Origin of the sequence: Frankia sp. Mgl5, from assembly GCF_023242985.1 — a bacterium.
Lineage (GTDB): Bacteria > Actinomycetota > Actinomycetes > Frankiales > Frankiaceae > Parafrankia > Parafrankia soli.
Genome location: NZ_JALKFY010000010.1, coordinates 105,646 through 123,789, shown reverse-complemented (window position 1 = coordinate 123,789; position 18,144 = coordinate 105,646). Strand labels below are relative to the sequence as shown.

Sequence of the window (18,144 nt, the reverse complement as noted above, 5' to 3'; positions counted from 1 at the left end):
TGTCGCCGGGCGGGTCGGCGGCGGCCAGCCAACCGACGGGAACGGGAGACGACCGACGAGCGTACTGGAGATCCACGGCACGGCGGACAGCGAAGTAGCTTACGGCGGTGGGCCGCTCTCCAGCCGTGGCGGTGTGTCGGGTGTTTGGTAACAGCGACGTGTTGATGCTACGGCAAGGAAACCGGGGGTAATCGTGGTGGCGGGTGAAAGCCGCGTTCCGTTGCGGCCTTTGCAGGCCGCGGACCCGCAGATGCTGGGACGCCACCGGCTGGTCGGCCGACTGGGCGGTGGTGGAATGGGTGTCGTCTACCTGGCTGAAGGGCCGCAGGGCCGGGTCGCGGTCAAGCTGATCCGCGCCGATCTCGTCGACGATCCTGACTATCGGCTGCGGTTCCAGCGTGAAATACAGGCGTGTTTCCGGGTCTCCAGCGCACACACGGCGCGGCTGGTTGATTTCGAGCTGGAGGCGGACCGGCCATGGCTGGCCACCGAGTTCGTCGACGGGACGGACCTCCACCAGCGGGTGCGTACCGACGGCCCGCTGTCCCAGACCGCCCAGCTTGCCCTGGCCGTAGGGCTCGCCGAGGCACTGGCGTCCATCCACGCGGCCGGACTGGTTCACCGCGACCTCAAGCCGTCCAACGTGTTGTGGACAGCGAACGGCCCGCAGGTCATCGATTTCGGGATCGCGGCGACGGCCGACGCCCGCCCGTTGACCGCCGTCGGCCAGTTCATCGGCACCCCCACGTGGTTCTCCCCGGAGCAGGCCGCCGGCGGCGAGGCCACCGCCGCCGCAGATGTGTTCGCCTGGGGCGGACTGCTCTGCTTCGCAGCGACCGGCGTGCCACCGTTTGGCACCGGCCAACCCGAGGTGGTGCTTAACCGGGTCCGCTTCGCCCAGCCCGACGTCGACTACGACCGGGTCGCTCCGCCGCTGCGTGCCCTTGTCCGCCGGACCCTGGCGCGTGAGCCGGAGCGGCGGCCGTCGGCCCAGACGCTCCATGACAAGCTCGCCGACAGCGCCGAGGCAACCGCATCGACGGTCCGTCGGGTCGGCTTCGCCACCGCCGTTACCCGGGTGCCGCCACCCGGGCAGGTAGTCCCAGTCGAACCGTCCCCGCCGGCCCCGGCGATCCGCCCGGCCCGGACGCGTCGCCGGGGCCGGCGGTATGCGGGTTATGCGGTCGTGGCGACGGTGGTCCTCGCCGTGGCGGGAATTGTGGCCGGAACCCTCGCTGACGCGGGCGGAGACAGCTCGGACGGGAGCGGCTCCACGTCAGGGTCCTCGGCGCTTGAGGGCACTTACCAGGCGGATGGGCCGTGGCGGATCGTCATCCGCGACACGATCCAGAACACGGACAACAGCTGTGAGGTCACGCTGAAGAACGCCGACACCGGCGAGCAGATAGGGCAGGCCGTCGACCTCCAGGGGACGTGGTCCTTCCAGGTGTCGGCCAGCGGCAGCTACCGGTGGTACAAGAACGACCCCGATTGTCTGGTAGAAGCGCGTGCGGGCACGGGCACGGCGACGTTGCCCTTCACCCAACAGGCGAACACGGGTGACACCGACGCGTTCACCGCCCCAGCTCGAGTAGCGGTCGAGGTGATTGACTTCAACGGCTCCGAGGAGTGTTCACCCACGCTGCACGACGCCACAAATGGCGAGGTGCTGGACTCCGCATCGGTCAACCACGGTGGTGCCGGTCCGTTGTTGTTGGACCCGAAGGGACGCACCCAGGTGTTTCTCAACGACTCGAGTGATCATGCCTGTGGTATGCGGGTATCGGCAGCCACGGCCTGACCGATACACCCTGGTCGGGTGGCCCGGGGGCGCGATCCCCCCGGGCCACCCGACCAGGTGGAAGACGATGGCCTATGCCGCCCGGCACCTCCGTACCGGGCGGCACCAGAGTCTCGGGGGCTCCCCCATGCGTGGCTGGCTGATCGGTCTGGGCATCGCCGCCGTGGCAGTCCTGACCACCTGGGGCCTGCTCGTGCCGCTCGCTCGTCGGCTCCCACCAGATCTGGCCCGCGATCTGGCCGCGTTCATCCCCGGCTGCCTCACCACCGTGCCGTCACCTCGGCGGGGGTGCCCGCGGCAGCAACGTTGTCGACCATCTACTTGAAGTCCTCGCTGAAGCTGCCGCCCATGGTGCGGGCCGCCTGCTCCCGAGCCCGGTCACCATCGCGGTCGACGTTGACGAAGATGAACGCGTACCAGCCGAAGCCTTCGTCGGTAGACGTGAACAATCCCGAGGGACCTACCCCTCCATCGGGGAGTCACCAGGAGCGCGGGCCCCGCCCCTTCATCGCATCAACGCCGATGGCCCAGTTCTGGCACCCCGCAGGTGCTGTCGACGCCGTCCACGCCCGCGCGTTCTCGAATGGCAGACCCCGTTCATACGTGCCAGCACGACCATGAATCAATCGCTCACGGTATTTGACTGCTCCGATAGGTGGTCGTAGACACCTGCCCGGCCTGGTCGATATGGACAATAGTCAACTGGCCCCCTGACGGGTAGGGAGGCGGCGGGAAGGTTCCTGGCACAGATCGAACATTGGTCCGCACCCATCGTCAGGGTGGCCTGTTGGATTCCCTGTTGGTGCATGATGGCAGCGGCATGACCCTCGACGTGGGTGGCGATGTTCCCTTGGCTGGGGCTGCCCCCGGTGAATGCCTCGCCCCTCCCCCGTGGAATGCCGCCCCGCCGAGTGCCTCCCCACGGACCGTATGGGTGCCCGACACCTGTCCGCAGGGCTGGGGTGCGGAAATCTCCGCCAGCGGGTGAGCACGGCGGCCGGGGCGAGGAATCCGATCGAGGGCCCCGCCTGCCTACACGAAGCCGATCTTCATCTGTGCCGTTCGTTCGGTCAGCGCGCAGACCGCCGGAGCGGCAGACTATGTCAAGGCCAGCACCTACCGAAACGAGGACACAGATGCCGATAACAACAGGATTCAACCACATTGCCACGATGACGGCTGACCTGGACAGGATCGTGAAGTTCTATGTCGATGCGTTCGGGGCCACGGTGACCTTCGAGATGGCAGCTCGGGAAGGCCATCCGCGCATGACGATTCTCGACCTTGGCGGGGGCGCGGCGCTCAACGTCTTCGAGGTGCGGGACACGGACATCATCGGAGACAGGCGCCGCCAGGGCGGTCGTGGTCCTATCGACCACTTCGGCCTGGCTGTGGACTCCCTGAAGACTCTCGAAGCGACCCGCGACCGGCTGCGCGAACTCGGCGCAGACATCGGCGAGATCCAGCGACTCGGCTCCGAGTGGTCGTTGTTCTTCCGTGACCCGGACGGCATGGAGCTGGAGGTCTGCTGCCACGCCGGTCAGTGATTCCCGCCCGTACTCGTCCAGGTGATCGCTACCGGTGGCGGGCGCGGCGACCCAGAACCCATGCATCGCCGGAGTCACAGCCTCGCCACAGAACGCCAGGCCATACTGGCACCGCGCCATCGCCAGCTCAGTACGGCGCATCCCGCCAGTTTTCGACGGCCAGCAAGAAAACTGCCGAGCGCAGCACAGAAAAACCACCCACCAGGCCACGGAAAACCGCCCTGCCAGACAAATGATAACTATGGCTCCCACGCTCGCGCACCACCTACGAACAGGCAGTTCAGCATTCCGCACCAGCCTCAATTGCTGTACTCGGCACTGAATACGCCGCCCGTGGACGACGAACTCCTCGACGGCGCCGGGGGCATCCTCACCACCCTCTGCCTCGGCGGGCCCGCCGAGGACATCACCGACTATCCCGCCGCACCCGAAGTAATCAACCAGTACCTCACCATCGTCACCCAACGGCCTCCCACCGTCATCCGGGTCGCCGTCGTTCTGGAGCTGGCCCGCTTCATCACCTCCGACAACGCCATGAGCCTGAACTGGACGGACACCACCCGCGCGCGATTGCGCCGCACCTGCGACCGGCTGGTCGAGCGACCCGACTGGCTGTTCGCCGTCGACCACGCATTGGACAACCCGGACCTGTCCCAGTTCCGACGAGCGATCTGGCCAGCTCAGCGGCTGGGCATCCCGACCCGCACCCGCATCCGCGCCCGCGTGCACGCCCACCCCGAGGATGGCTACCTCTGGCAGGCACTCATCGACGACATCGATGACGTCCTGGTGTTGGCACCCCAGTTGCTGCCTCTGGACCGCCTCGGTGGCGGGCCCACCCTCGACATCGGGCTCGACGCCAGCCAACCGCACCACATTCTCGACCTGATTGTCAGCCGCCTCGACGCCCATCCCGGCAAGGGCTGGCCGCTGATCAGAATCGCATTGGCAAACCCCACCATCCGCAACCGCAACATGGCCATTAATGCCCTCACCGCCTGGCCCCAGGACACCATTCAGGACCACGTCATCGCCGCGCTTCAGCAGGCGATCACGCTCGAACCAGACCCCACCGTCCGCGACCGAATGTGTCAACTAATCGCCACCCGACAGTAAGCCATTTTCCTGGCCGCAGGAAGGCCTCCTGATGGTCCAGAATGCAACCGCCACGAGATGCCGACGCCGTGTGGCGGGAAGATCCGTGTCACAACGATCGCCAGCCAGAGAAACGAGAGGATGCCAGCGGGCACGGTCGACAAGGTTCTCATTCAAGTTCAATATTGCCGCATTCGCGGAAGAGGAACCGGATGAACGCGCGCCGCACGCCGACCCGACTCTCCCGATCCACCATGAATAGCAATTCACGTATCACCGATGCTCCGCGCAGCGCCAGAAAAAGCTGCCCATCGGCCAAGTTCGACGAGACCGGCACGGACGCGTTACCCAGCACCACCAGACTCCGCGCCCCTCGCGAACTAGTCTCCATCCACAGAAGGCCATTCTGCCTTCACACGGCGCCGTTATCAACGTGGTACAGCGCACCCGCCGAAGTTTCGACCGCCAGCAAGAAATCCCCGCTGCTCAGCGCTCTAATATTCACGGCCAGGCAGCTGATAACTATGCGCCCGACGCTCGCGCACCACCTGCGAACAGGCAGTTCAGCATTTCGTACCAGCCCCAATTGCTTCTAAGTACTGGGTCGCAGTTCGATCCCTGCCAGGACACTGCCGGGCGCACTGCCGGGCGCACTGTGTGATGTCTCAGGACATCGGCGCCCGAGTGCCCGTGCTGACGACATCTGCCGTGACCAGGAGTTGAAGGAGATTCAGATCCCGACCATGTGCGTCGCCGACATCGAGGTCGAGGCGGGCCCGATCGCTCATGTCCGTCCCGTTGGTCGGTCGCGCCCGGCCCCTGGCTGCCGCGTGCGGGCGGTGATGTCGGGCGGGCTCACGGCAGCGGGGACAGGGCGGTTGCGGCGATCGCGTCCAGCGCACCGGCGGTGCCGCCCCCCTTGCCCAGCGCCTCGATCCCGCGCGGCACAGCCAGGACGAGCCCTTCCCGTGCGACGGTGCGGGGGCGTACGGAGGGGAGTTCACCGGTCTCCTGCTGTCTGAATCGAGAGGATCAGGCAAGAGACGCAGAGGATCGTTCTTTCCGTAGGCCCGGCGCGGCGGTTGTCTGGGAGTGACGCATTCGTCGGAACTCCCAGACTCCCCAAGCCCAGGAGGCTTCACTGTGAAGGTAGCCGTCGTCACCGGCGCAAGCTCCGGCATCGGCCAGAGCGCGGCCCTCCAGATCGCCCGGCGTGGCGTCGGCGTCGTCCTGACGTACAGCTCGAACGAACAGGGCGCCAAGGACACCGTCGCGCAGATCGAACAGCAGGGCGGCACCGCCGCGGCACTGCGCCTGGACCTCGGCGACACCTCGGTCTTCCCCGCCTTCCGGGAGGCCGTGGCCGCCACGCTGTGCGAGACCTTCCAGCGGGATTCCTTCGACCACCTGGTCAACAACGCCGGATTCGCCGGCATGGCAATGATCGAGGACACCCGGGAGGAGGACTTCGACCGGCTCACACGCGGCCTGTTCAAGGGCCCCTTCTTCCTCACCCAGACCCTGCTGCCGCTCCTGGCCGATGGCGGCGCCATCGTCAACCTGACCAGCAACTCCACACTGCCCCAGGTGACCGCGCCGGGATACTCCGTCTACGCGGCTCTCAAGGGCGCCGTAGTCGTGCTCACCCGGTACATGGCCAAGGAGTTCAGCGCCCGCGGCATCCGCGTGAACTCGGTCGCTCCGGGAGCGACCATCACGCGTTTCGCCGATGACGCCTTCGGGAAGAACCCCGAGATCATCCCGGAGCTGGCGAAGACGTTCGCTCTCGGACGGGTCGGCGAACCCGACGACATCGGCATGGTCATCGCCATGTTGGTCTCCGAGGAAGGCCGGTGGATCACCGGCCAGAACCTCGAAGTCTCCGGCGGCCAGAACCTCTGACCCCGGCCCCGTGGTGAGCAACGACAAAGGCGTTCCCCCGTCGTGCGCCCGCCGCCCGCCGGGCCCGCGCAGAGGCCCGGGGGGCGGCTGCTCACCACGGCGTGCAGGATTCACGAGCCCGTGCACAATCCTGCTGCCATGAAGGTAGAGGTTGGCGCCCCGTGCAAGGCTGACACCGTGCCTCCGTTGGACGAGATGCGCGATCTCCTGCTCCGGCACGCGCGCCCCGACATGATCACACCGATCGACGGTATCCAGGCATGCAGGTTCGACCATCCAAACGCTCCCACGGCCGGCATGTCCGGGACCGTGCTCGCAGTGATCGCTCAGGGCGGCAAGCGTCTCGCCCTGGGCGAACGACTCTACGACTATGGGCCCGGCCAGTACCTCGTCGCTTCTGCCGATCTCCCCGTCACCGGGCATGTCCTCGACACCGGGCAGCCCACCCTCGGCTTCGGCATGACCCTCAGCCCCGCAGCCATCGCCGAGCTCCTCCTGGAAGCCAACCCCCACGATCTGCCGGCCCCCGCGCGCACCGCCCCGGCCGGCATCGCGGTCTCCACGGCCCCGCCCCCGCTGCTGGACGCCGTCGTGCGCCTGTTGCGGCTCCTGGACCGGCCCGCCGACCGTAAGATCCTCGCTCCCATGGTGAAACGCGAAATCCTCTGGTATCTCCTACGCGGCGAGCAAGGAGCCGCCATCCGTCAGCTCGGCCTCGCCGACAGCGGCCTGACCCACATCAACCGCGCGGTGCAGCAGATCCGGGAGAACTACGCCACCGCGTTCCGTGTCGAGGAGCTGGCAGGGATCGCGGGCATGAGCGTGTCCGCGTTCCATCGCAACTTCCAGACGGTGACCGGAATGAGCCCCATCCAGTTCCAAAAACACATTCGCCTGCAGGAGGCCCGGCTCCTTCTCGCCAGCCGCCCATCCGACATCACCGGTGTCGCCCTCAGCGTCGGCTACGACAGCCCCTCCCAGTTCAGCCGCGAGTACCGCCGCATGTTCGGAATACCCCCCAGCAAAGACGCCAGACTCCGCACTGCCTCAGCGTAAGTGTTGGTGACCCCGTGGCCTGGCAGCCAGCCGAGAGACCCCTTCAAGCGTGGAGAGCACGTACGCCGGCTCGAGTTACGTAAAGCTGGATCCTCTACTAATTGAAGTGGCCGATTCCTATCTGATCCTCCTGACGTTCGCATTGCCAACACAACCTGCCCCGCAGATCTTGGAGTGGGTGGGTTCGACGGACACGGTCGGGCCGGTTACCTGCAGGTTCAGGTTCGCATTAGTGCTGGTTGGGTGCACAAACCCCTGTGTCGCAGCATCTTTCACCTCGGCAGACCGTCGCCGTGAGCCCGATGGCGGCGCAGACAGCTGGTAATTATCCGTATCCGGCGGCGCCCGTCGCTCGCCCGCGTGACGGATGGAGACGCGGACGGACCGGAACGTCTCCGCCTGCACCTGACAGCGCCGGGCCCGGAACACATGCCGCAGCGCCTCAGCCTGCTCCGCCCACCGCGCCAGAGTCTGACCCGGCAGCAGCTTCCACCCGCAGCACGTCCACCGACCGCGACGAACAGATCTTCCGGATCCGCGGGAAATACTCGTCGAAGATCGACCTGGCCACCGGTCGACGTCGGCATGCGGATCGCCATCGTGTTGCCGGATCAGGCCAGCTGACTGGCCGGGTCGCGGCCTTTTCTTTTACACGCCTGTAGATGTTCGGGGGACGTGCGTGATCTACAGGAGACTCACAGCTTGGCCGCTGCTGTTTACCTAATCTTTGGACCTTGGAAATCCTATCGACCAGCTGTGCGCGGGAATAGGGTCCTACGTTCTTGACCCATGCCCGTGAGTCCTTCAGGTGAAGTAATCGGGTTTTTCGGCAAATCTCGTCGGGATATGACCATCGCCGAGTAGCACAAGTGGCTGCAGACGTACCTCCGCCGACGCCCGGTCAGCCGGCGCGGCCTGCTTCTCGGTGGCCTGGCTGGCGCCGGGGCCGCCAGCCTGATCGGCACGCCGTTCGACCTTGCCACCTACGCGGCGACGAACACCGACAACCCGCTGGTCATCGGTGGCCGGCACACCGCCTTCGGCGCTGATCCCTCCCACCAGCTTCGTCTCGCGGCGCAGCTCTCCCGCGACCCGGGATGATCCAGGATCCTGGTCGACTTCGGCACCGACCGCCGGCTCGGGCACACCGTCGAGGCAGAGGTCCGCCCGCTGCTCTCCGCGACCGCGGTGCAGTCCGTTCGCACCGGCCACCGCAAGGGACGTGACGACGTTTCTTCCACACGGGTGTAGAAGTTTCCGAATGGCCGTTACGGGCCGGGCTGACCCGGCCTGACCTGCGGGACCCGTTTCCCAGCCGCCGCGCCGGGAAACGACGGAAACGACGTCCGATATTTACCTGTGCGTCACCTCGCGATGATGGCGGGTGAAATAGACGTAATCTATTTGCCGGCACGTCCCCATTTACCCACTGACCGCACCGGAAGATCTCCTTAACCTGGCTCTCCTTGAAAGCACAAGGGCTCCTTCCTGCCCGGCTATCCCACGGAGGTCCGCCAGTGTCCGTACCTGCTGGAATCAGACACCCGCGCCTGGCGTTGGGCGCGCTCGCCGTCGTCGTGGCCCTGGCCGCGTCGTTCGGCGTGTGGCGTGCCGCGCCCGCCCGCGCGGCGTCGCTGCCCACCCCCGACCACGTCGTCGTGGTGGTGTTCGAGAACCACGCCTACTCCCAGGTCATCGGCAGCTCCAGCGCCCCGTACATCAACTCTCTGAAGACCGGTGGCGCCAACCTCACCGCGTCCTACGCGATCACCCACCCCAGCCAGCCCAACTACATGGCCCTGTTCTCCGGTGGCACCCAGGGCATCACCAGCGACAGCTGCTACACCCCGGGCTTCAGCAGCGCGGCCAACCTCGGCTCCGAGCTGATCGCCGCCGGTAAGACCTGGGGCAGCTACAACGAAGGCCTGCCGTCCACCGGCTCGACGGTCTGCACGAACAGCGCCACGAAGTACGCCCGCAAGCACAACCCGTGGTTCGGGTTCAGCAACGTCCCGACGAGCACCGCCTACACGTTCACCCAGTTCCCGACCACCTACGCGAACCTGCCGAAGGTCTCGTTCGTCGTCCCGAACCTCTGCAACGACATGCACGACTGCTCGGTGTCCACCGGTGACACGTGGCTGCAGAACAACCTCAGCGCCTACGCCACCTGGGCCAGCACCCACAACAGCCTGCTCGTCGTGACCTTCGACGAGGACAACTCGCTCAGCGGCAACCGCATCCCGACCGTGATCTACGGCCAGCACGTCACCGCCGGCAGCTCCTCGTCCACGACCTACAACCACTACAACCTGTTGCGGACCCTGGAGGACCTGGCCGGTCTGACGACGCACGCGGGCAGTGCCGCGAGCGCGTCGGACATCACCGGCATCTGGAGCTAGCCGCCCGTGTACCTTGCGGACGCGCGCACTGTCGCCAGACCTGCTGGCCCGGGTTCCGACCCGGGCCAGCAGGCCCCGGCCACCTCGCCGACCATCCCGGCGCCTGTCACGCCTGTCACGCCTGTCGCCGCGTCGACCTCGGCGCCGGGCACGGCTGGCCGCGGACGGCCGTTTGTCCGAGGCTCGCTCCTGCGGGCCGTGCCGGGCACCGTCCTCGTCCTGGGCACCGTCAGCCTGATCACCGACATCTCGTCCGAAATGATCACTGCTGTCCTGCCGTTGTACCTGGTGACCGAGCTCGGCCTCTCCCCGCTGGGTTTCGGCCTTCTGGACGGCGTCTACAACGGGGTGAGCGGTGTCGTCCGTCTGGTCGGCGGCCACCTCGCCGACCGTGGCCGCCGCTACAAGGCGATCGCGGCGATCGGGTACGGGCTGTCCGCGCTGTGCAGGCCGGCGCTGCTCGCAGTGCACGGCATGATGTCGATCGGCGTCGTGCTCGCCACGGACCGGACAGGCAAGGGCCTGCGAACCGCGCCCCGCGACGCGATGATCTCGCTCGCCTCGCCGTCCGACACCCAGGGCCGCTCGTTCGGTGTGCACCGCGCGATGGACACAGCCGGCGCGTTGCTCGGCCCGATCATCGCCTTCTTCGTGATGCGAACGACCGTGGACGGCTTCGACGCGGTGTTCACGGTGAGCTTCTGCGTCGCCACGACGGGTGTTGTGATCCTGCTGTTGTTCGTCCCGGGCCGCGATCACGCGCTGAGCGGGACGTCAGAACAGGCGGAACAGATAGAGCAGCCGCAAGCGCCACAAACGCCGGAGGAGCCGGAAGCGGTGACGGTCTCCGCCCGCGCCGCGCTCGGGTTGCTGCGCGGGCGCGAGCTGCGCCGACTCACCGTCTGCGCCGCGCTGCTGGGCCTGGCGACGGTCAGCGACTCGTTCCTCTACCTGTTGCTGCAGCATTCCCTGGGCGTGCCCGACGAATGGTTTCCGCTGCTGCCAGTCGGAACGGCCACGGCCTTCCTGCTCTTGGCGGTTCCGGTCGGGCAGGCCGCGGATCGTTTCGGCAGCTGGCGGGTTTTCCTGGTCGGTCACGGCGGGCTCCTGGCTGCCTACGGGCTGCTGCTGCTCCCGGTGCACGGCGACGGCCTGCCGATAGTGGTGCTCCTGCTGCACGGCGCCTTCTACGCCGCGACCGACGGGGTGCTCATGGCCGCCGCGGCGGTCTCGGTTCCGGTACCCCTGCGCTCCAGTGGGTTGGCGCTGGTCCAGACCGGGCAGGCCGCGACCCGTTTCGTGTGCTCGCTGCTGTTCGGCGCAGCCTGGACGGCCTGGGGCGACCGGACCGCGCTCACCGCCGCCATGGTCGCGCTGGCAGCCTGCGTCGCGCTGAGCGCTGCCCTGCGCCCGGTACGTCCGGTGCGCCCCGTACATCCGGTGCATCCGGGCCGTCCGGAGAGGAGTTCGGTATGAGCACGCGCGGTCGACTGGTGGTACTGGTCATCACGGTTCTGGTGCTCAGCGGGGTCGCCGTGGGTTCGGTGATGCACGCCTCCGCGCGGGCGGACCAACGGGACCACCAGCAGGACGGTGGCCCGCCGGTGTCGGCCGGTCCGGTGACGCTCGGCGTCTCCGGTGTCTCCGGTGACTCAGCTAGCTCAGGCGGTCCGGGTGATCCGGCGCGGCGGCTGGTGTTCCGGAACATGCTCTGGGGACCGCACCGGGACGAACTGGTGTCCGTCCCCGCGGGGGAACCTGCTGGCGCGCGGACCGCATCCGGCGTGCGCTGCCTGCGCTTCTACGCCGCCGGCGGCGAGGGCATCTGCCTGCAGCGGGTGTCGGGCGTGCTACAGGACACCTACCGCGCCGTCGTCCTCGACGCCGACCTGCACGAACGGCGTCACTTCGCGCTCACCGGCATTCCGACCCGTGCCCGCGTGTCGCCCAGCGGCCACATGATGGCCTGGACGGTCTTCGTGAGCGGTGACTCGTATGCCGGAGGCGTCTTCTCCACCCGCACCTCGATCCTTGACACCAGGACCTGGACCCTGGATCAGTCCCTGGAGGACTATCAGGTGATCAAGGACGGCGCGCAGTACCGCAGCGCCGACATCAACTTCTGGGGCGTCACGTTCGCCGACGACGATCACTTCTACGCCACGCTGGGCACTGGCGGCCGGACGTATCTGGTCCGCGGGGACGTGCGGGCGAGGTCGGTGACCACGGTGCGGGAGAACGTCGAATGCCCCTCGCTCTCCCCGGACGGCACGCGGCTCGCGTTCAAGAAGCGGATTCCGGACGCACCGGCGGACGCCCCGTGGCACGAGTACGTCCTGGACCTGACCACGATGCGCGAGACGGCACTCGCCGAGCAGCGCAGCGTCGATGACCAGGCTGTCTGGCTTGACGACCACACCGTCGCCTACGCCCTCGCCGGCGACTACGGCAGCGATCTGTGGACGGTTCCCGCGGACGGCAACGGCCGTCCGACCCAGCTGGCCATGGCCGCGCTCGCGCCGGTGGTGGTGGTGGTCAGCTGACCGGAGCGGCCCGGCCCGCCCGCGGGTGAGGACTCGCCTGCCGGGCGGAACGCTCACCTGCCGGGCCCTGATGGCAGCACGTCTGAGGATGGTCCGACGGCCAGCCCGTCGCCGATCGATGAGATCGTCCGCGAGGGTGCTCGGCGGATGCTCGCCGCCGCGTTGGAAGCCGAGGTCGACGCCTACATCGCCGAACTCGCTGACCAGCTGACGCTGGCGGTGGCCACGGTGAGGCCGGTGGCACCTGCCGCGCGTTGCAGGTCGGCGAGCTGCGGGGTCTTGTGGGTCAAGGAAGCCGCCGCCGAGGATCCGGACGACAGCGTCCTGCGGGTAGCCCAGGTCGCCTGGACGTCTCTCCCGGCATGTGACCGACAGGCCGCCTCGACCGCACCCACGAGGCGCACCCCCGAACGGGCCACCCGCCGGCCACGTCCACCCCAGACATCAACAAGCAACACCCCTGTGACTGTCCGGTCACAGCCGATGCTCCAACCAATCAGTCGGTCGTCCGGAGGCCAGGATTCGCGAAGGAGTCCGGCAACACCGACACGACCGGCAGGCGGACGATCGCCTGACCGGGCTCCGTCCAGGGAGGGGCACCCTCGGAGTCGTCGTCGCGGAGGATCTCCTCGGTACGGCGCTGCTCGATCTGGTGTCGCTTGCCGGCATAGAAGCAGGCTTCCAACTCGTCGAGCGCGATCGTGGACACGCCGCGGCCTCCCGGCTTGCGTTGCCACGGAAGCCAGCTGCGAGTGGTTGCCCACGTGGCGAAGCGATCAACGGCGCTGAGGAGAATCAGGACACAGACGAGTCCCGGAATGGTCATGAACCACACAAGCGCCACAGCCTGAAGACGATCCCAACCATCGCCTGGTTCCCGATGTTTGGACGCCTTCCGCCAGCCGTACCGGCTGTGGTCAGGAGACCGGCTCCTAACCGATTTTCCTGGCGTTGACATTACCGGCGTAGTCCGCTCGGCGGATCTTCAGAACCCGATGCGGCGATACCTACCCCGATCCTCATCGACGGGCCCGGGTCGCCCCTTCGAGGATTTTGGCGATCTTCTCGACGGAGTCGCATGTGCCGGACGCGATACTCATGACGAGGTCGTAGGCATCGTCGTTGGTCAGCGTCAGACGGCGGCCATTGACGCCGTAGAAGGCGATCAGACCGGCGAGAGCGAGTCGTTTGTTCCCGTCGACGAGAGCGTGGTTGCGGGCAAGCGAGTGCAGGAACGCGGCGGCCTTGCCGTCGAGAGGGGGGTAGGCGTCACGCCCGAACACTGTGGCCCGTGGGCGGGCAAGAACGGATTCGAGCAGGCCGTGGTCCCTGACCATCGGTTCGGAGCCGAGGGTCCGTTCGGCGATGTGCAGCAGTTCACGAAGCGTCAGGTAGATCATTCGCCGAGCCGTCGAAGCGCCTCGGCGTACCGCGGCAGCTCCTCGTCCAGCACCTGATCCAGCAGCTCCGCCCGGCTGTGTGCCTCGATATAGTCCCGGATCGCCTGCCGGGCGATCTCCTGCATCGACCGCCGCTCCAGCTCCGAGCGCAGGCGCAGAGCTTCCGTCTCGTCGTCGGTCAACCGCAGTGTCATCGCCACGACCCGATGGTATCAGCGCCGATACCACCAGGGTCGTATGCGGTTACATGCCGTCATCGCGCCGATCAACCACTATCTGATCTTCCTGGCGTTCGTGTTGCCGGCGTAGCCCGCCCGACGGATCTTCGCGTGGGCGGGTTCGACGACCACGGTCGGGCCGATGACCTGCAGATTCAGGTTCGCATTAAGTGCGAACCTCCATAGCGTGACCTTCCACATGCCGCGCGGGGCGGTCGACCCGACCGTGCTGCGCAGAGATGGAGCGCTGGTTCGACGCGGGCACCCGCGGTACGTACTCGACCGGCGCGTCGAACCTCCGTCAGTCCGATCGGCGTGGTCGTCCCACGCGCTGTCGAGGCGGCGGCCGACGCGGTGGCTGTGTGCCGCGAACGGGAGGACCCACCCCGACGAGATCCGCCGCTGGCAGCTGACCGTCGCCGACGTCCAGGCCGCCCTGCACTGACAGGGCGGCCGGCCTACGCACGGTCGGGCTGCTCATCTTCGAGCCCCGGGGCGGCTCAGCGTGATCGACACGGAGGGCAGGGGCGGGGACCTCGCCCAAGCCGCGCTGCACGACAGCACCGAGGCCGAGCGGGCCTGACCCGGATGGTGTCGCGACGTGCACGGCACGTCGAGATCATCCACGGTGCGTCACTGTCTTCCGGGACCGGACAGCGCGTCAGCCAACAGACCGAACGCCAGGGGAGCCGTCGCCGTGGCCGCCGTTCTCAACAGGATGTGGACGGCCTCCGCCCAGCCTCACAGCGGCGGCGACGTGATGTCGAGTCGCGCCGCGTCCAGGGGTGGGTTCGCCGCGCCGAGTCCGGCCGCCCCACAGCCGCGGCCGACAGGGCCTCATGCCGGTCGTCGTCTGCGGCTATCCGCTACCAGGACTGGAAACTCGACAACTCCGCCGGGCAGGTCATCGACGCCGTCCGCCTGATCCGCGACGCCATCCGCGCACCCGTCGAGAAGCTCCTCGGCGAACTCCTGATCGCCGACGACTGATCACTCGTCCGACACCGCGCCGGCGACTCCCTGATGCTCGCAGTCGTTCGAGGCCCGCGGCCGGCTCGCCAGTGCGGCCGGGTCGAAGGTCAGCTTTCCGAGCGCACGACCGCCCGCCCGGTCACCGACCCCGGGACGATCCGGATCCAGTACGGCCGCTCGACGACGTCCGCCCAGGGCTCCAGGTCCAGGCGCTCCAGTGCCGCGGTCTGGGCACCCTCGACGACGGCCCCGGCCACACCGGTGACCAGGACGCTCCACCCCGCCCTGGTCACCGGGTCGAACCAGTCGGCATGAAAGGAGACCGAGTCATGGTTCACCGCCGCCGACAGCTTGGAGCCGACGGCCGACCGGAAGACCACACTGTCGCCGTCCATCGCGTGGTTGACGGTCAGCAGGACGACCTCGCCGTCCGACACGAAGGCCACCCGGCCCACCGGCACCGTCCCCAGCAGCCGGATGCATACATCGAACGGCAGCACGGCGAGGCCGGCGTGATCAAGTGCGAACTCCTCGGAGTCGATCAGGTCCTGCAGCGACAACGGGTCCACGGCTACTCCTCGACCTGACCGGCGGAAACCGATCCGCCGACCACGCCGCCGGCGGCCACCCGCGTGCCCCGTCCTGTTCTTCGACGTCTCACGCTGGCGCACAGACCGTACCGTCGCGGTGTCGGCCGCGGCCACACGGTCCTCCCCCGACAGCGGTGGCGATGGTCTCATACGGGTCGCACACAGGGCGTCCTCGCGCGGCCGATCACGGTTCAGCGGCCCAGGCATGTCGCGTGGCCTGTTGCACGTCGCCGCAGCTGACGCGACCGCAGGCACGGCCCGTCGCAGTCAGTGCCTCTCACGGAGCGTGGCACGCGGTCACGACGCCGCGCCCGATGGGCCTCAGCGCGCATGCAGCCCTGAAGGTGGAAGAGGGTCAGACCGCACGCCACTGGTCATAGCGTCCGTTGCCGCGAGTTGGAAGGAGTCGGCAGAACCGTCCGGCGAACGGAACGTCCGGCGGACGAGACCAAGGAGCGCCCAGGGCAGGCACGGCGTCCATCCGCAGCCACGGCCCGCACAGGGCGCGTCCCGAGCGCGGTCCCCATCGAGTCGGGTACGAACGGAGTCCGATGCGGCGAGCCACGCCCGGATTACCTTGATCGCCAACGTCGTAAACTTAGCACTTGTCTTGGCTACGTTCTTTGCAACCAAAACCGAACTTCTTCCTCGCGATTTTCTTATTGTCGCGCCGCGTACAACATTGATCGCTGCACTGCTGGCAGTAGATCGCCGCACTGCTGGCAGTAGATAGCTTTATCAAGCTCCTGCCGGTGCCGACCGCAAGTGCAACGCCACCGGCCTCCACCGTCACGCGCGAGGACCTGCGAAACCATGCATTCGCCTCCTTCATGCTTGTCTGCGCCGCCTCCGTGGCCGTCGACTCTTTGCCGCCTCCGTGGCCGTCGACTCTTTCGTGCACAACTTCGTTCCCACTTCTCCTCGGGAATTGGCGGTCACCGCCGCCCCACAGGTCGAGGAAAACCGGCACTCCATCGAGGGAGTCGCGAAAGGGTTCGAGGACGGGACACGGGCCGCGGCACGGACAATGCGCCCACAGGTACGCCGCACCCCAGACCACGAAGACGTTAGACCCCTCCGTGATCTACAAGCGGCGTGCCTGCTTTTCTGTCACCATCACGTGGCCCGACCGTGGCTCCCCACCACCAGAGAGAGGGTCATCCTTCCACCACCAGAGAGAGGGTCATCCTTCCGGTGGATCAATCGGTCAAATCCCCAACATGCCGGAGCCCTGGGGTTCAGGTCAGAACGCGGGACTTCGCCCGCTGGAAATCCTCCTCGCTGATCTCTCCGGCCCTTCGGAGATCGACCAGCTTCGCCATTTCATTACCAACCCCCTGAGACTGCACCGCGGACGGCTGGAACGCTTGATACAAGGCCTGCTGCCGCTGTCGGTCCTCGACTGCCCGCTCACCCATCGAATCGCCACGGGATATGGTGTACGCCAGAACACCCAGAAGCGGGAGGATGATAACGGCGGTCAACCATCCGGCCTTTCCCCAGCCGGAGAGGTCACGACTGCGAAAGATGTCCGATATAATGATGAAGAGCAGGTACAGCCACAGGAGAAGCCCGAAGAACAGTAGCATTGTCCAGAAGGCGGACAGAAGTGGGTAATCCATGGCGAAGCCCCCCTACGCAGGCCGACATCGAATTTCAACGACGTCTCTTTGATGGACATCTACCCGAACTGCGCGTCACCACACGGTTCGTGGCCCTGACGGCGAGCGAAGGGGAAATCCGCTACGGCGCTGGCGTGGATCAGTGAACATCGCCGGTACGTCCGGTGACCCTGGGCGGCTACGGGCGATCACCTGAACAAAGATCTCAAACGTCGCCCGACTGTGCGAAGCACGGACAGGTCCCGCGCGTTGCACCAGGCGCCGACGGTCGCCCCGCCCGTGAGAACGACCCCGAGTCCGATCAGCCACGAAAGAAGCGTGAAGCGGACAGTCGCGGCCGCGAACCAGCCGCGACCGGCGGCGGGCTGACGACAGCTGCCGTGCTCTACCTCACCAGTCCCGTCACTGCGCGTTCTCGTTCAGGATCTCGTCCAATCCGAGCGCACGCAGGACGTTCCCCGCAGCCGACACGACCCGGGCACTTCCGACGATCGGTGCGATGGCGGTGGTCACGCCCTGCGCGTCGGCGGCAGTGAGACCTGCCTCCTGGGCGGCGGCGAGGTGCATCAGATAGGAGGCGGGCGCCGCGTCCACGGCGACGAGCGCCGCCAGGCGCACGAGATGGTAGGTGCGCTCGTCCAGTCCCGACCGCTCGAGCGTGTCCAGGTGCATCTGCACGATCTCTTCGAAGACCGGCGCGTCGCCGTGCGCGATCGCGCCGAGTGTCCGCTCAGGAGCCTGTGTCGTCATTGCTCTCCCCCTGTCTTGACCACTTTCATTCCGAGAATTATTTCCCTTGTATCGGATGCCCGAGACCGGCGATCCGCAAACGCATGACGTCGACGGATCGAGGCAGGATCGAGGCAGAGAAATCAGATCTCGATATTTCCGGAATTTCGCGGTGCCATGTTCCCGTCTCGCCCGCCGCCAGTTTTCGGCTACTCCACTCAGGGAAAGACGCGGCCGCGAGACCGTGATGGCGGCCTCACCACGCAG

At 67.1% G+C, this 18,144-nt stretch carries 18 protein-coding genes and 3 pseudogenes; 11 read left to right on the top strand and 10 right to left on the bottom strand.

Translation table 11 applies throughout. From position 1 onward, the window contains the following. The first annotated feature begins 250 nt into the window (after window positions 1-250). Window positions 251-1,801: a serine/threonine-protein kinase gene (locus MXD62_RS07515; RefSeq protein ID WP_248828690.1), complete on the top strand. Its 1,551-nt coding sequence runs from the start codon at window positions 251-253 to the stop codon at window positions 1,799-1,801. A 317-nt stretch (window positions 1,802-2,118) separates the two neighbouring features. On the opposite strand, the gene MXD62_RS39140 is transcribed toward MXD62_RS07515, so the two are convergent. Further along, window positions 2,119-2,250 (bottom strand): hypothetical protein, encoded by a 132-nt coding sequence (locus tag MXD62_RS39140; protein ID WP_285223986.1) that lies wholly within the window; start codon window positions 2,248-2,250, stop codon window positions 2,119-2,121. A gap of 687 nt (window positions 2,251-2,937) precedes the next feature. Here MXD62_RS39140 and MXD62_RS07510 point away from each other — a divergent pair. Then, a complete protein-coding gene (locus tag MXD62_RS07510) occupies window positions 2,938-3,348 on the top strand; it encodes a VOC family protein (RefSeq protein WP_248828689.1) in 411 nt (136 codons plus the stop codon). A 303-nt stretch (window positions 3,349-3,651) separates the two neighbouring features. After that, complete coding sequence (locus tag MXD62_RS07505) at window positions 3,652-4,464, top strand: hypothetical protein (RefSeq protein ID WP_248828688.1); 813 nt, start codon at window positions 3,652-3,654, stop codon at window positions 4,462-4,464. A 148-nt stretch (window positions 4,465-4,612) separates the two neighbouring features. Here the strand turns inward: MXD62_RS07505 and MXD62_RS07500 are convergent, their stop codons facing one another. Further along, a complete protein-coding gene (locus MXD62_RS07500; protein WP_248828687.1) occupies window positions 4,613-4,801 on the bottom strand; it encodes a hypothetical protein in 189 nt (62 codons plus the stop codon). 785 nt (window positions 4,802-5,586) lie between these two features. On the opposite strand from MXD62_RS07500, the gene MXD62_RS07495 reads away from it, so the two are divergent. Both MXD62_RS07495 and MXD62_RS07490 read left to right on the top strand, forming a co-directional pair. Continuing rightward, window positions 5,587-6,345 (top strand): SDR family NAD(P)-dependent oxidoreductase, encoded by a 759-nt coding sequence (locus tag MXD62_RS07495; RefSeq protein WP_248828686.1) that lies wholly within the window; start codon window positions 5,587-5,589, stop codon window positions 6,343-6,345. Between the two features lie 195 nt (window positions 6,346-6,540). Continuing rightward, entirely contained in the window at window positions 6,541-7,401 is an 861-nt protein-coding gene (locus MXD62_RS07490; protein WP_248828705.1) for an AraC family transcriptional regulator, read from the top strand. Between the two features lie 369 nt (window positions 7,402-7,770). On the opposite strand, the pseudogene MXD62_RS07485 reads toward MXD62_RS07490, so the two are convergent. Further along, window positions 7,771-8,000, bottom strand: a pseudogene (locus MXD62_RS07485) (cell division protein FtsK); the annotation flags it as partial. Between the two features lie 205 nt (window positions 8,001-8,205). Further along, a complete protein-coding gene (locus tag MXD62_RS07480; protein ID WP_248828685.1) occupies window positions 8,206-8,613 on the bottom strand; it encodes a hypothetical protein in 408 nt (135 codons plus the stop codon). Window positions 8,614-8,918: 305 nt separating this feature from the next. Here MXD62_RS07480 and MXD62_RS07475 point away from each other — a divergent pair, with 305 nt between their 5' ends. The 4 genes and pseudogenes from MXD62_RS07475 to MXD62_RS07460 form a co-directional block, all read left to right on the top strand. Beyond that, complete coding sequence (locus tag MXD62_RS07475; protein WP_248828684.1) at window positions 8,919-9,803, top strand: alkaline phosphatase family protein; 885 nt, start codon at window positions 8,919-8,921, stop codon at window positions 9,801-9,803. 189 nt (window positions 9,804-9,992) lie between these two features. Next, the gene (locus tag MXD62_RS07470) at window positions 9,993-11,279 is read left to right on the top strand and encodes an MFS transporter (protein ID WP_285223987.1); all 1,287 of its coding nucleotides are present in this window, start codon (window positions 9,993-9,995) and stop codon (window positions 11,277-11,279) included. After that, window positions 11,276-12,346 carry a TolB-like translocation protein gene (locus MXD62_RS07465; RefSeq protein ID WP_248828682.1) on the top strand — a complete coding sequence of 357 codons (1,071 nt, stop codon included), beginning with the start codon at window positions 11,276-11,278 and terminating at the stop codon, window positions 12,344-12,346. Before MXD62_RS07470 ends, MXD62_RS07465 begins: the two co-directional genes overlap by 4 nt. Window positions 12,347-12,403: 57 nt before the next feature. Further along, window positions 12,404-12,556, top strand: a pseudogene (locus tag MXD62_RS07460) (IS256 family transposase); the annotation flags it as partial. A 286-nt stretch (window positions 12,557-12,842) separates the two neighbouring features. Here MXD62_RS07460 and MXD62_RS39650 read toward each other — a convergent pair. From MXD62_RS39650 to MXD62_RS07445, 3 genes are all read right to left on the bottom strand, one after another. Beyond that, window positions 12,843-13,055 carry a DUF6191 domain-containing protein gene (locus tag MXD62_RS39650; protein WP_248828681.1) on the bottom strand — a complete coding sequence of 71 codons (213 nt, stop codon included), beginning with the start codon at window positions 13,053-13,055 and terminating at the stop codon, window positions 12,843-12,845. A 310-nt stretch (window positions 13,056-13,365) separates the two neighbouring features. Next, a complete protein-coding gene (locus MXD62_RS07450; protein WP_248828680.1) occupies window positions 13,366-13,746 on the bottom strand; it encodes a type II toxin-antitoxin system death-on-curing family toxin in 381 nt (126 codons plus the stop codon). Further along, window positions 13,743-13,940 (bottom strand): hypothetical protein, encoded by a 198-nt coding sequence (locus tag MXD62_RS07445; RefSeq protein ID WP_248828679.1) that lies wholly within the window; start codon window positions 13,938-13,940, stop codon window positions 13,743-13,745. Before MXD62_RS07445 ends, MXD62_RS07450 begins: the two co-directional genes overlap by 4 nt. 211 nt (window positions 13,941-14,151) lie before the next feature. On the opposite strand from MXD62_RS07445, the gene MXD62_RS07440 reads away from it, so the two are divergent. Together MXD62_RS07440 and MXD62_RS07435 are read left to right on the top strand one after the other, a co-directional pair. Next, on the top strand, window positions 14,152-14,409 hold the full coding sequence (locus MXD62_RS07440; RefSeq protein ID WP_248828678.1) for a hypothetical protein: 258 nt from the start codon (window positions 14,152-14,154) through the stop codon (window positions 14,407-14,409). Window positions 14,410-14,828: 419 nt separating this feature from the next. Beyond that, window positions 14,829-14,954 (top strand): annotated as a pseudogene (locus tag MXD62_RS07435) (heat-shock protein HtpX); the annotation flags it as partial. A gap of 89 nt (window positions 14,955-15,043) precedes the next feature. Here MXD62_RS07435 and MXD62_RS07430 read toward each other — a convergent pair. From MXD62_RS07430 to MXD62_RS07420, 3 genes are all read right to left on the bottom strand, one after another. Then, a complete protein-coding gene (locus MXD62_RS07430) occupies window positions 15,044-15,505 on the bottom strand; it encodes a pyridoxamine 5'-phosphate oxidase family protein (RefSeq protein ID WP_248828677.1) in 462 nt (153 codons plus the stop codon). Between the two features lie 1,259 nt (window positions 15,506-16,764). Beyond that, window positions 16,765-17,148, bottom strand: coding sequence for an SHOCT domain-containing protein (locus MXD62_RS07425; protein WP_248828676.1), 384 nt, complete (start codon window positions 17,146-17,148; stop codon window positions 16,765-16,767). 402 nt (window positions 17,149-17,550) lie between these two features. Next, window positions 17,551-17,898 carry a carboxymuconolactone decarboxylase family protein gene (locus MXD62_RS07420; protein ID WP_248828675.1) on the bottom strand — a complete coding sequence of 116 codons (348 nt, stop codon included), beginning with the start codon at window positions 17,896-17,898 and terminating at the stop codon, window positions 17,551-17,553. Window positions 17,899-18,144: the final 246 nt, after the last annotated feature.